This window comes from Glycocaulis sp., from assembly GCF_050485565.1.
Classification (GTDB): domain Bacteria; phylum Pseudomonadota; class Alphaproteobacteria; order Caulobacterales; family Maricaulaceae; genus Glycocaulis.
Window position 1 is genome coordinate 52,356 of record NZ_JBJHBQ010000001.1, and the last position, 12,716, is coordinate 65,071.

At 64.7% G+C, this 12,716-nt stretch carries 9 protein-coding genes; 1 reads left to right on the forward strand and 8 read right to left on the reverse strand.

Annotated features, from left to right (window positions below):
• Positions 1 to 59: 59 nt before the first annotated feature.
• The 3 genes from ACQ5ID_RS00240 to ACQ5ID_RS00250 all read right to left on the reverse strand — a co-directional run bounded on the left by ACQ5ID_RS00240 (position 60) and on the right by ACQ5ID_RS00250 (position 4,923).
• A complete protein-coding gene (locus ACQ5ID_RS00240; RefSeq protein ID WP_429910475.1) occupies positions 60 to 899 on the reverse strand; it encodes a helix-turn-helix domain-containing protein in 840 nt (279 codons plus the stop codon).
• A gap of 141 nt (positions 900 to 1,040) precedes the next feature.
• Positions 1,041 to 3,350, reverse strand: a complete 2,310-nt coding sequence (gene ptsP, locus ACQ5ID_RS00245; RefSeq protein ID WP_429910476.1) for a phosphoenolpyruvate--protein phosphotransferase — start codon at positions 3,348 to 3,350, stop codon at positions 1,041 to 1,043.
• Between the two features lie 358 nt (positions 3,351 to 3,708).
• Complete coding sequence (locus tag ACQ5ID_RS00250) at positions 3,709 to 4,923, reverse strand: aspartate kinase (RefSeq protein WP_429910477.1); 1,215 nt, start codon at positions 4,921 to 4,923, stop codon at positions 3,709 to 3,711.
• 415 nt (positions 4,924 to 5,338) lie between these two features.
• Here ACQ5ID_RS00250 and ispG point away from each other — a divergent pair, with 415 nt between their 5' ends.
• Positions 5,339 to 6,475, forward strand: a complete 1,137-nt coding sequence (ispG, locus tag ACQ5ID_RS00255) for a flavodoxin-dependent (E)-4-hydroxy-3-methylbut-2-enyl-diphosphate synthase (protein WP_429910478.1) — start codon at positions 5,339 to 5,341, stop codon at positions 6,473 to 6,475.
• A gap of 270 nt (positions 6,476 to 6,745) precedes the next feature.
• On the opposite strand, the gene ACQ5ID_RS00260 is transcribed toward ispG, so the two are convergent.
• The 5 genes from ACQ5ID_RS00260 to prmC form a co-directional block, all read right to left on the reverse strand.
• Positions 6,746 to 7,096, reverse strand: a complete 351-nt coding sequence (locus ACQ5ID_RS00260) for an ArsC/Spx/MgsR family protein (RefSeq protein ID WP_429910479.1) — start codon at positions 7,094 to 7,096, stop codon at positions 6,746 to 6,748.
• Entirely contained in the window at positions 7,093 to 7,512 is a 420-nt protein-coding gene (locus tag ACQ5ID_RS00265) for an MAPEG family protein (protein WP_429910480.1), read from the reverse strand. The genes ACQ5ID_RS00260 and ACQ5ID_RS00265 overlap by 4 nt, the downstream gene beginning before the upstream one ends.
• Before the next feature lie 270 nt (positions 7,513 to 7,782).
• Complete coding sequence (clpB, locus tag ACQ5ID_RS00270) at positions 7,783 to 10,401, reverse strand: ATP-dependent chaperone ClpB (RefSeq protein ID WP_429910481.1); 2,619 nt, start codon at positions 10,399 to 10,401, stop codon at positions 7,783 to 7,785.
• A 359-nt stretch (positions 10,402 to 10,760) separates the two neighbouring features.
• A complete protein-coding gene (locus ACQ5ID_RS00275) occupies positions 10,761 to 11,408 on the reverse strand; it encodes a DUF4167 domain-containing protein (protein ID WP_429910482.1) in 648 nt (215 codons plus the stop codon).
• Positions 11,409 to 11,673: 265 nt separating this feature from the next.
• Complete coding sequence (prmC, locus tag ACQ5ID_RS00280) at positions 11,674 to 12,513, reverse strand: peptide chain release factor N(5)-glutamine methyltransferase (RefSeq protein ID WP_429910483.1); 840 nt, start codon at positions 12,511 to 12,513, stop codon at positions 11,674 to 11,676.
• Positions 12,514 to 12,716 lie beyond the last annotated feature (203 nt).

The following is a 12,716-nucleotide window of genomic DNA, read 5'->3' on the forward strand; positions in this document are numbered from 1 at the left end:
TTTGGGTCTGCTTTCCCTCATCCCTCGGCCACGTGGTGCTCGAAGGATCAGGGAAAAGCCTACCGGCCCGCGCTGGCGCCGTTTGCTGGTGCGCCATCCGCACGCGCCGCGCGCCAGTTGCGCACGAAATTGTCCATGGGCAGGGATTCCAGTATCTGCCCGGAATTGCCCAGCACGCCGATATCCTGCGCGCCGGAGCGCACACGCAGCGCGCCCGCATCGGTGGCGGAGACTTCAAGCCCGGCCTCGTCCGGTGCCCGCCAGGAGGCACCAGCCTCCATCTCGCGGGCAAACAGGACACGTCCAGACCCGTCGCGCACTTCCAGCGTCACCGGCGATATGGCGGTGAAGACCAGCGCCTCAGGGGCCGTGGCAGTCGGCAGACCGGACCAGATCTGGGCCGGATCAGGCGCGCGGCTGGATTCCACCACAGGGCGCGGCGTGGCCAGCAGGCTGGCCGGGTCTGGCGCATCGGCAAACGCGCCTGTGCGGGTGATGTGCACGCCATACCAGCTGGTGGCGGCGAGCACGCTGCCCAGAATGACCACGGCACCGATAACGCCCTTGGGCAGTTTGAATTCGCGTTTCTTCTTCGGGGCGGTCGGCTGGGCGCGGCCGGTATCGCATTCGACCTCCAGCTTGAACTGTTCCACCACATCGGTGACGTTCAGCTCGAGAAATCCGGCATAGGCGCGCAGATAACCGATCGTGTAGGCGCGTGAGGGAAGCCCGCGCGGATCCATCGCTTCGAGCGCTTCAAGATAATCACGTTTGATGCGGGTGCGTGCGGCGGCGGAATCAAGCGTCCAGCCATGTTTGAGGCGCGCCTGACGTAAAACATCGCCGATACTGGCCGGGCCACATGGGGCCACTGGCGCGTTGGCGAAGACTGCATCCATGGGCACGTATTGACTTCCCGCTACCTGACCGGCCAGCTTTTGCATCGCGTTATGAACCGCTTAACCGCGGTTTCCCCTCACCACCCGCGCCGACTCAACCACTTCTGTGTGACTTTTTGATCGCAGCGCAAGTGGATTAAATCAAAATGCAGCACGGTTATCAACAAGTCGTGAAGAAATTCCGGCTTCTTTCGCAGACGCGATCAGCTTTTCTCTCAAGGATTTATCCGCGTCCGGAGCACCGGGAGCCATCTGGTGTGCCAGCCAGGTGCCAAGACGGCCCGCATCGCATTCGGCCAGAGCAGCCTTGACCGGGCCAATACTGCCCGCCGACATGGAGAGCCGCCGGTAACCAAGGCCGGCCAGAACACAAGCCTCAAGCGGCTTTCCGGCCATCTCTCCGCACACAGACACCGGCTTGCCTGCCGCATCACACGCTTCGCGGACAGATTTGAGCAGAGCCAGCGGGGCGGGGCTCAGCACGTCATAGCGATTGGCAACCTGCGGGTTCTGGCGATCAGCCGCGAAGAAATACTGCATGAGATCGTTCGCGCCGACGGCGGCAAAATCGCACAAGGCCAGATAGGGTTCGGGCGCGAACGCTACCGCCGGTGTCTCGATCATCAGTCCGGTCTCGACGCTTTGCGGCGTTTCATGGCCATGGCGGCGCGCCAGTTCCAGCTCGGTATGGAGAAGGTCGCGCGCGCGGGCCAGCTCGCCAATATCGGCCACCATGGGGAAGAGGACTTTGAGTGTCTGCCCCGCACTGGCACGCACCAGCGCGCGCAGCTGGTATCGGGTGAGCGCAGGCCGGTCGAGCCCCATGCGCAGCGCCCGCCAGCCCAGCGCCGGGTTCGGCTCGCGCAGTTCAGGGATAAAGCGCGTCACCTTGTCCCCGCCAAGGTCCAGCGTGCGGAACACGACCGGCTTGCCCTCCGCCGCCTTGAGCACCGCCCTGTACATCTCGATCTGGGCCGAGACGCGCGGCAGGGTGTGCGAGATCATGAACTGGAACTCGGTACGGAACAGCCCGACACCGGCCGCGCCGGTCTCGCCAAGCCGCGGCATCTCGATCAGCAGGCCGGCATTCATCGACAATTCCAGGCCCGCGCCATCGGCGGTCACGGCCGGTTCATCGCGCCGCGCCGCATACGCCTGGTTCGCCCGAGAGAGGCCCTCCATCCGCTCGGCATAGGCGGTCAGCACCTCCTCGCCGGGGCGCACATGCAGGACGCCGAACTCGCCATCAACGATCAGCGTGTCACCGTCTTCCACCCGGTCGAGCGCGCCTTCCACCTGGCCCACCATGGGGATGCCCAGCGCCTTGGCGACGATGGCAGCGTGGCCGGTGGCAGAGCCTTCCTCAATGGCGAGACCCGCCAGACGCGAGCGGTCCAGCTCCATCAGCTCGGCCGGTCCTATCGAGCGGGCCACAAGCACCGCATTGGCCGGCAGATCGGCCATGGCGCGCACCGCTTCGGGTCCGGCCAGATGGCGCAGGAGCCGGTTGGCGAGGTCTTCCAGATCATGCAGGCGCTCGCGGAAATGGGCCTCTCGCGCCTTCATCAGCCGGGCGCGGTGGGCGTTGCGCACCCGCTCCACGGCGGCCTCGGCAGTCAGGCCGGAGCGTACGGCCTCGCGCAGCTGGCCGGTCCAGCCCCGGTCATGGGCGAACATGCGGTAGGCTTCCAGCACATCGCGCGAGGGCGTGCCGATGGGCGCGCGCCCCGATTCCAGCAATTCATCGAGCCCCCGGCGCAGATCGGCCACCGCCGCGTCGAGACGTGCCTCCTCGGCTTCAGCATCTTCTGCGATCATGCGCGCGGAATTGACGTGCGGCTCGTGGACCACGGCCACGCCCATGGTGATGCCCGGCGACAGGGCAACACCGGCATAGCGTTCCGGCCCGGATGCGCGCAGTTCGAGATCGGAGAAGGCTTCGGCGCGGACAAGCTCGCCAGACGCCACGATCTCGGCCAGCAGCATGGCGACCGTCTGCAGCGTCTCGATTTCCTCTTCGGTGCTGGGGCGCGCCGATTTGGACTGGGCGGTCAGCACCCCTACCAGACGGCCCCCGCGCAGGACCGGCACGCCGACAAAGCTCTTGAACGGTTCCTCGCCGGTTTCGGGCTTATAGGCAAAGCGCGGGTGGGCCGGCGCATCCTCCACCGATATGGGCCGCGCGCGCTGGGCAACGAGGCCCACCAGCCCCTCATCGCGCGCCAGACGCAAGGCGTGAACCGCCTCGGCCTTCAGGCCGTGCGTCGCCGACAGCTCCAGCGCGCCGCTGGGCAGGACCAGATAGATCGAGCACACATCCGAGCCGGTTTCCTCGGCGATGATGCGGGTCAGCCGGTCAAGACGCGCCTGCGCCTGATCCTGCTGGGCCATCAGATCGCGGATACGCTGCAAGAGCCGGCGCGGTCCGCGCAGGCCCGTCCTGTCCAGCATGGGCTTCTCCGGCGTCATTTTACTAGCAATCCATCCCGTGGCTGCGGGCGGGCAATGTCAGGTATTGCGCGGGGCAGTGGCCCCTTTCGCCCCTGACGTCAAGCTTGGCCGTGTACTCATAAAGGGTTTGCATGCGTGGTATGAGGCAAAATTATCCAGTTCGAGGAGCGAAGCCGAAGGTGGAGCCGTCCTCCATCGAGGTTTCGCGACGTGGAAATGGACGGTTTTGCCCATATCCTTTGAAGACGCGGCGGATTTGGCCCCTGAAGGCGTCGAGCCGTCCTTGTGGAGATCTGCTCCACGGCTGCCGCCTCTCCTGTTCAGATGCCAAATCCGGCTCGCGCCACGCACGAAACCTTCATGAGTACACGGCCGTGTCCAGCCGGTAGGCTGCATGAAGGGCGCGAACGGCGCGTTCCAGCGCATCTTCGTTCACGAGTGCTGAAATCTTGATCTCGGAAGTGGCCAGCATGCGCACCTCGATGGCTTCAGCTTCCAGCACACCATAGAGCGTGCGCGCCACGTCCGCGCGTCCGCGAAGGCCGGTCCCCACAACCGACACCTTGGCAAGGCCGACCTCAGAGCTAAGACCCTCATGCCCGGCCAGCGCCTGCAGGGCGGCGCGCAGATCACGCCCCTCCACGGAAAATTCCAGATTGGACCCGCCGGAGCGCGCCCTGCCCTGCACGATCATGTCGACATGCACGCCCGCCCCCGCCAGCGCGGCAAACACGCCGCCCGGCCCGCTGGCGCTGTCCTCAATGCCCGGCACGGCGATGCGCGCCTGCGCTCTGGCATAGGCAATGCCGGACACCACGCGGCGTTCGGCCAGCGCGCTCTCGCTCAACACCTGCGTACCGGCGCTCGCCCCCGGCGCGGCAAAGCTGGATTTTACCCGCATCGCCACGCCCTTGGCCTTGGCATATTCGACAGAGCGGGTCTGCAGCACTTTCGCGCCCATCGCGGCCAGCTCCAGCATCTCGTCATGGGAAATGCGCGCCAGGCGCGTCGCTTTGGGCTCGATGCGCGGATCGGTGGTGAAGACGCCATCCACATCGGTGTAGATATCGCACTCGCCCCCTATGGCCGCCGCAATCGCCGCCGCTGACAGATCCGTCCCGCCCCGGCCCAGCGTGACGAGGCGTCCCTGCGCATCCACGCCCTGATAGCCCGCCACGACCGGGATCACCCCCTCTGCCAGAAGGCTTTCCAGCACCTCGCCATCTAGGCCGGTAATGCGCGCCGAACCCGGTACGCCGTCCACCTCTATCGGTAATTGCCAGGCGAGGATTGAGCGCGCCTTGAGGCCCAGTTGTTTCAGCGCCAGCGCCATCAGGGCGGCGGCGGCCTGTTCGCCCGCGGCCAGCACCGTGTCGGTCTCGATCTCGCCCAGGCCCCCGCCGAGGCTGGCGGCGTGGCCCAGATAGCGGTCGGTCTCGCCGGACATGGCCGAGACCACCACGGCGAGCTGATTACCCTTGGCCGCCTCTGCCGCGACGATGGAGGCCGAATGGGCAATCCGCTGAGGACTGCCCATGGAGGTGCCGCCAAATTTCAGGACCAGCCGTGTCATGGCTCCTCTCTAGCAGGATTGGTGCCGGGAGGAAGCGGGGCTTGTCTTTTCCCTCGCCCCTCCACTTCGTCATTCCGGGGGAGCGCAGCGACACCCGGAACCCAGCTTTTTATGAAGAACTGGGTTCCAGATAAGCGCTGGCGCGCTTTCTGGAATGACGAGGGCGAGGCATGAGTTCAACTCATCGGGGTCTCCCGCCCCGACGGGAGACCCAGAAAAAGCTGAAACGCGCCCCCCTTACTCAGCGCTTCATCACGTAAGGCCGGCGGAATGAGAAACATGGGTCCCCCGTCTGGGCGGGGGACCCCGGCGGAAAGGACATCGGAAGAGCGTTGCGCAAAGCAGAGACGTTTAGCCGCCTTCACCTCGTCACATCGCTCCTATATGTAGAGGCAGGCGCGAAGGAGCAGGTTTCATGGCGGTCGAGGATCACACCAAGGTCAGGCCCTGGCGGGCGATTGACCGGCGCGTCTCGCGCAAGATCCGTGTCGGCTCGGTAGAGGTGGGCGGCGATGCGCCCATCTCCGTCCAGTCCATGACCAACACGCCCACCAGCGACGCGCGCGCGACGATTGACCAGATACGCGGGCTTGAAGAGGCGGGCGCAGATATCGTGCGCGTCTCCTGCCCGGATGAAGACTCAACGGCAGCGTTCAAAACTATTGCGCGCGAGGCGAAAGTGCCGCTCGTCGCTGATATCCATTTCCACTACAAGCGCGGCATCGAGGCGGCAGAGGCGGGCGCGGCGTGCCTGCGCATCAATCCGGGCAATATCGGCTCCATGGCGCGCGTGAAGGAGGTTGTTTCCGCTGCGCGCAATAATGGCTGTTCCATCCGCATCGGGGTGAATGCCGGGTCGCTGGAGCGCGAGCTGCTGGAGAAATATGGCGAGCCCTGCCCCGACGCGATGGTGGAAAGCGCGCTCAATCACGCCCGCATTCTCGATGATCTGGGCTTCCACGAATACAAGATTTCGGTGAAGGCGTCTGATCTCTTCCTCACCGTCGCCGCCTATCAGATGCTGGCCGAAGCGACCGACGCGCCCCTGCATCTGGGCGTGACCGAGGCTGGGGGCTTGCGCTCCGGCACGATCAAGTCGGCCATCGGCATGGGCTCGCTGCTCTGGGCGGGGATTGGCGATACGATCCGGGTGTCGCTCTCGGCCGAGCCGGTGGAGGAAATCCGCGCTGGCTTTGACATGCTCAAAGCCTTGGGCCTGCGCACGCGCGGGGTGAACATCATCGCCTGCCCGTCCTGCGCGCGCCAGGGCTTTGACGTGATCCGCACGGTGGAGGCGCTCGAAGCGCGCCTTGCCCACATCTCCGAGCCGATCTCGCTCTCCATCATTGGCTGCGTGGTCAACGGCCCCGGCGAGGCGGCCTATACTGATCTCGGCTTCACCGGCGGCGGCAAGGGCGCAGGGATGCTCTATTTTGCGGGTAAGCAGACCGAGAAAGTCTCCAACGAAACGATGATCGAGCGCATCGTCGCGGCGGTCGAAGACAAGGCGGCGAAAATGCGCGCGATGCGCGAAGCGGTCGCGGCGGAGTAGGGTTTCTTCCAGGCTGGCCCATCTCACCGGGGTCTCCGGCCCCGACCGGAGACCCAGAACAACTATCTAGAAAATTGCCAACCCGGCGTTTCACCGGCGTAAGCCGGTGCCCAGTCCTTTCTGGATCCCGGCTTTTGCCGGGAAAACGCGAGTTCTGAGCTTAAACTCAGAAAATGGATCCCCGTTCCCCGTTTTCACGGGGACAGGCGGTGCGGGGGACGCCGGTTCTTCGACGTTTGAGGGTATTCTGACGTTTGGAAGCGAAGGCCCCTAAATCCCCAATTCGGCCTGCACAGCCTTCGTCCAGCCGACATGCACGCCGCCGCCGGTAACGATCACCGGGCGCTTTATCAGTGTGCGGTGTTCATCGAGCAGGCTGGCGAGTTTGCCCGCATCATCAGCCCTCGCCTTGTCGGCGTCAGAGAGCTTGCGCCAGGTCATGGAGGCGCGATTGATGATCTTCGCCTCGCCCACAGCCTTGATCCAGCCAGGGATCAGTCCGCCTACGGAGGGTTCGGCGCGAATGTCAACGAAGGCGGGATTTCTCCCGCCTTCGTTCAACGCGGTCATTGCCTTGCGGCAGGTCTCGCAATTTTTCAGTCCGTATACGGTAATGCTCATGCGAGAAGGGCTATCACATTGCGGATGGCGATGACAAACAGGCAGAGCGTGGCCAGCGTGAACAGGCCAAAGCGCAAGGGAATGAAGTTGGTCGTGGACTGCACCAGCGAGTGGACGATGCGAAGGATCACATAGGTCCAGGCAAAGCCGATATTGATGGCATCGCCGACGCCAACGAGATGGCTGTAGGTGACGAGCGCGTAGAAAATGACCGGCTGTTCGTGCAGATGGTTATAATTGTCCGCAATCTGACGCACGCTGCGCGGCAGCACGTCCATCTCGGACTTTTCCTTCATGCGTGCCGGGTTGATTTTGGCTTTCTGCATGGCCGGAATGCGCGTGGCATACATCCACACCCACATGACCAGCGTCCAGCATACCAGCACCAGCAGCGGCACCATCATGGATTCATACATGGCTTGATCTCCTCCCGTCCGGGGCGGTTTCCACCCCATGGTCAGGAGAGATAAGCGCGACTCTGCCCGGACGGGAAGGGGCGTCTTTTTAGTGGTGCTCCGCGCATCCGCGCGTCGCGCCTCGCACGAGCTCGGGCGCGCGTTCGCGCTTGCGGCGCTGCGCGCCGGGGTGCCAGCCCGGCCCCGTCAGGGGCCGCAAGGCCGACCGGCCGCCCGCGACTTTTCGCGGAACACCGCAGCCCGGATGGGCTGCGGCGCTAAAAGACCCCCCTACTGGATCACGGCCTCTGCCGGTGGCAGGGCAGAGCGGGAGACGGCCTGTCCATTGATGGTCAGCGATCCGGCCTCGGCAGAGACCTTCACCTCGTCGCCATCATTGATGGCACCTTCCAGGATCAGGCGGGCGAGCGGATCCTGCAGCTCCTTCTGGATCACGCGTTTCAAGGGGCGCGCGCCATAGGCGGGATCATAGCCCTTGTCGGCCAGCCATTGCTTTGCCACGTCATCGAGAGAGACCGTCATGCGGCGGTCTTTGAGGAGCGCTTCAAGGCGTTTCAGCTGGATCTCCACGATGGCGCCCATGTGCTGCGGCTCAAGACGCTGGAACAATATCGTCTCGTCGATCCGGTTGATGAATTCAGGCCGGAAGCTCGCCCGCACCGCCTCCATCACCTGCGGCCTCGCCGCCTCCACCGAACCGGAGAGGAGATACTCTGAACCAAGGTTCGACGTCATGATGATCAGCGTATTGCGGAAATCGACCGTGCGGCCCTGACCATCGGTCAGGCGGCCATCATCGAGCACCTGCAGGAGCACGTTGAACACGTCCGGATGGGCTTTTTCCACCTCGTCAAAGAGGATGACCTGATAGGGGCGGCGCCGGACGGCTTCGGTCAGCGCCCCGCCCTCGTCATAGCCGACATAGCCCGGCGGCGCGCCGATCATGCGCGCGACCGAGTGCTTCTCCATGTATTCGCTCATGTCGAGCCGGGTGATCGCCGTCTCGTCATCGAAGAGGAATTCGGCCAAGGCTTTGGTCAGCTCGGTTTTGCCCACCCCGGTGGGGCCGAGGAAGAGGAAGGAGCCAATGGGGCGGCTGGGGTCTTTCAGGCCCGCGCGCGCGCGGCGCACGGCGTCGGAGACGGCGGCGACCGCCTCATCCTGACCGACCACACGGGCATGCAGCCCCTCCTCCATTTTCAGGAGTTTGGCCCGCTCGCCCTCGAGCATTTTGTCGACCGGCACGCCGGTCCAGCGCGAGACGATGCCGGCAATCTGCTCCTCATCGACCACTTCCTGCACCAGAGCGCCCTTGCCATTGGCTTCACCGGCCTTTTCAGCCTCGCCAAGCTGGCGCTCAAGGTCGGGGATGCGGCCATATTTGATCTCGGAGGCACGCCCGAGATCGCCCCGCCGCTCCGCATTGGCGAGCTCTGCGCGTAGCTGGTCGAGCTGTTCTTTCAGATGCGTGGAGGAGGCGAGCTTGTCCTTCTCGGCGCGCCAGGCGGCCGTCATTTCCGCAGAGCGCTGCTCGAGATCGGATAGCTCCTTGGTCAGCGCTTCAAGGCGCGCCTTGGACGCCGCATCGGACTCTTTTTTCAGCGCTTCCGCCTCGATCTTCAGCTGGATGATGCGCCGGTCGAGCTCGTCGAGCTCTTCGGGTTTGGAATCCACCTGCATGCGCAGGCGCGCCGACGCCTCGTCCATCAGATCGATGGCCTTGTCGGGCAGGAAGCGGTCGGTGATATAGCGGTTGGAGAGGGTGGCCGCGGCCACGATGGCCCCATCGGCAATACGCACGCCGTGATGGACCTCATACTTCTCTTTCAGGCCGCGCAGGATGGAGATGGTGTCCTCCACGCTCGGCTCGTCGATGAAGACGGGCTGGAAGCGGCGGGCGAGCGCGGCGTCCTTCTCCACATGCTTGCGGTATTCATCGAGCGTGGTTGCGCCGACGCAATGCAGCTCCCCGCGCGCAAGAGCGGGTTTGAGGAGGTTGGACGCATCCATCGCGCCATCGGTCTTGCCGGCACCGACAAGCGTGTGCATCTCGTCGATGAAGAGGATAATTTTCCCATCCGCGCTGGTCACTTCGGAGAGCACGGCTTTGAGGCGCTCTTCAAACTCGCCGCGATACTTCGCGCCCGCGATCAGCGCGCCCATATCGAGCGCGAGCAGGCGCTTGTCTTTCAGGCTCTCCGGCACATCGCCATTGACGATGCGCAGGGCGAGGCCCTCGGCAATCGCGGTCTTGCCGACGCCCGGTTCGCCGATAAGGACTGGGTTATTCTTGGTGCGCCGGGAGAGCACCTGAATGGTGCGCCGGATTTCCTCATCGCGGCCAATCACCGGATCGAGCTTGCCCTTGCGGGCGACTTCGGTGAGATCACGCGCGTATTTCTTCAGCGCCTCATAGCTGTCTTCAGACGAGGCGCTGTCGGCGGTGCGGCCCTGACGCAGCGCGTTGATCGCGGTGTTCAGCGTCTGCGGGGTGACGCCCGCCTGCTTCAGGATGTCGTAGGGCGCGGTGCCGGGCGTGATCGCAAAGGCCAGCAGCAGGCGCTCGGCCGTCACATACTGGTCACCGGCCTTCTTCGCGGCTTCCTCGGCAGCCGACAGGATTTCGGCCGTCTTGGGCGCGAGATAAAGCTGGCCGGACCCGCCCTCCACTTTCGGCAGGGCATCCACCGCGCGCCTGGCGAGATCGGCGGCGAGGTCGGCCCGCCCGCCCGCGGCGTTGATGAGGTTGAGGGCCAAGCCCTCTTCCTCCTCCATCAGCGCGCGGAACACGTGCTCGGGGGAGAATTGCTGGTTCTTCGCCTTCATGGCGAGGCCCTGTGCGGTCTGGATCACAGTGCGCGCACGGTCGGTATAGGTGTCGAAATTCATGCCTTCAGGTCTCCTGAAAAAGGGCAGCGAGACAAGGAGTTGGAGTTAGACCGCCCTCTTGGAGGCACGGTCCGCCAACCCTGATGACATGCATGTAGGTGTGGCAACGAGACCACACAAGCAGGAGGGAAATAAATTTGGTGGGGGGGATTGCGCGGGGTGTTGCCATGGGTCCCCGCTCGGGGGCGGGGACCCCGGGTGTGTGGACTTTTCCATAGTTCTGCCGGTTTTACCGATGACCCCTCCACCGGGGTCCCCCGCCCCGACGGGGGACCCAGAGATCATGGAGCTACGCTGGGCACCGGCTTCAAGCCGGTGAAACGCGAAGGCATGAAACCCGGACGGGCCAGCATAAAACCCTAAGCCGCTGCGTCGGCATCTCCGCCGGAGGCGGATTTGAGGGCCGCTTCGGCCTCGGCATCGGCGCGGGTGCGGCGCGGACGGCGTGTGCGGGCCGGGCGGGGCGCATCGTCACCCGGCTGCTCACTGCCTTGCGATGCGGGCGGGCTGTCACCGCCAGCGGCACCGGGATCGACCATGCGCAGCGGATCGGGCTGGGCGTTATCAGAGCCTGCATCCTGGCGGTTTTCACCCTCGGCGCGGCGGCTGGGGCGGCGTTCACGGCGGGCACGCGGCTGGCGCTCGCCATTGCCCTGATTGTCGCTGCGCTCAGCATTATCGCCATCGCCGCCATGGCGCGATTGCTGATGGGTGTTGCGGCTATCGCCATCATCACCGTCATCGCTGTCGTCATCGCTATTATTGTCGCGCTCTTCGCGGCGCGGCTGGGTCAGTTGCACGATGCGGAAATAGTGCTCGGCGTGCTGATAGTAATTCTCCGCCATCACGCGGTCACCGGAGGAGGAGGCATCGCGCGCCAGCTGGAGGTATTTTTCATAGATGTGGGCAGCATTGCCCCGGATTTTCACATCCGGCCCATTGCTCTCGAAATTGCGATTGCCCTGATTATGACTGGGCTTACGCCCGCGGCCGCGTTGACGCTTCATATCGTATTCTGGTCCTCATGCTGTGACCTTGCCGGCGAAATGTCTGTCTGTTTCGGTCTGACCCTGCGGGCGGATGCGCCAAATCGCGTTGCGCCAAGTCACGAAGCACCGTGCCGGTGGTGCTGCGAGTCTCTGCAAGATGAGAGCCGGTATTACAGCAGGGTGCGCTTGCCACTTTTCAGTTGTAACTGCCCCGTTCCGGCGCGCAACAACCGCTGTATCGCAATGAGTCTAGACTCATCTGCCAGCCATTTCCAAGTTTTTTTCAGTTGCGCAGGGCCAGCACCCGGTCGCGCCCGGCCAGATCGGGAAGGATCGCAAGCTCGGCAAAGTCCGCCGCGCTGGCCAGCGCCCGCGCCGCTGCGCCCTGATCGTGGCCGATCTCGAAGAAGGCATGACCACCGGGGCTGAGCAGGCGGCGCGTTTCGGCCAGCAGGTGCGGGTAGGGCTCCAGCCCGCCCTGCCCGCCATCAAGCGCCAGGCGCGGTTCAAAATCACGCACTTCAGGGTCCAAGGTCTCGATGATTTCCGGCGCGATATAGGGCGGGTTGGAGACGAGAAGATCAAACGGGCCGTCCACGCCGTCGGTCCAGCTGGTCTCAAGAAAGACGATGCGGCCGGAGAGCTGATTGCGCGCGGCATTGGCCTTTGCGATCTCCAGCGCGGCGGGCGAGATGTCCGTCGCGATGGCGGTGGCGTTCGGCAGCTCGGACAGGAGCGCCAGCGCAATGGCGCCAGAGCCGGTGGCGATATCAAGGATGCGCAAGGGCGCGGCGCGGTCGGGGATTTGCTCCAACGCGGCGCGCACCAGCGTCTCGGTATCGCTGCGCGGGGTGAGGACATCGCGGGTAACGAGCAGGTCCAGCGTCCAGAAGCCCACCGAGCCGATGATGTGGGAGAGCGGCTCGCGGGCCTCCCGCCGCGCCACCAGCGCCTCGAAGCGGGCGGTTTCCTCATCGCTTAAAGGCGCGGTCCCCCGCGCGATCATACCGGCCGCATCCAGCCCCAGCGCATGACGCAGCAAAGCGCGCGCCTCCTCGCGCGCATCCTCAATGCCGGCGGCGGCGAGGCGCTGTGTGGCGGTTTTGAGGGGGGTGGGGGTCATGGCCGGTTTTCAATAGCCTCTAGAACCTGTCATCCCCCGCTTCATGCGGGGGATCCATGCCTCTTTTAGTTCCGCAACGCATCCGCGTTGCGATGTTCCGCGAATACCCGCCTGCGCGGGCACAGGCAGTCGCGGGCGCGCGTTCGCGCCTGCGGGCCGCTTTGCGGCCTGTATCGGCCCCCGCTAACTCCAAACTCTCAGGC

Coding starts and splice junctions, on each gene's coding strand:
- ACQ5ID_RS00240 (WP_429910475.1), bottom strand. CDS start 899: ATGGATGCAGTCTTCGCCAACGCGCCAGTGGCCCCATGTGGCCCGGCC.
- ptsP (WP_429910476.1), bottom strand. CDS start 3,350: ATGCTGGACAGGACGGGCCTGCGCGGACCGCGCCGGCTCTTGCAGCGT.
- ACQ5ID_RS00250 (WP_429910477.1), bottom strand. CDS start 4,923: ATGACACGGCTGGTCCTGAAATTTGGCGGCACCTCCATGGGCAGTCCT.
- ispG (WP_429910478.1), top strand. CDS start 5,339: ATGGCGGTCGAGGATCACACCAAGGTCAGGCCCTGGCGGGCGATTGAC.
- ACQ5ID_RS00260 (WP_429910479.1), bottom strand. CDS start 7,096: ATGAGCATTACCGTATACGGACTGAAAAATTGCGAGACCTGCCGCAAG.
- ACQ5ID_RS00265 (WP_429910480.1), bottom strand. CDS start 7,512: ATGTATGAATCCATGATGGTGCCGCTGCTGGTGCTGGTATGCTGGACG.
- clpB (WP_429910481.1), bottom strand. CDS start 10,401: ATGAATTTCGACACCTATACCGACCGTGCGCGCACTGTGATCCAGACC.
- ACQ5ID_RS00275 (WP_429910482.1), bottom strand. CDS start 11,408: ATGAAGCGTCAACGCGGCCGCGGGCGTAAGCCCAGTCATAATCAGGGC.
- prmC (WP_429910483.1), bottom strand. CDS start 12,513: ATGACCCCCACCCCCCTCAAAACCGCCACACAGCGCCTCGCCGCCGCC.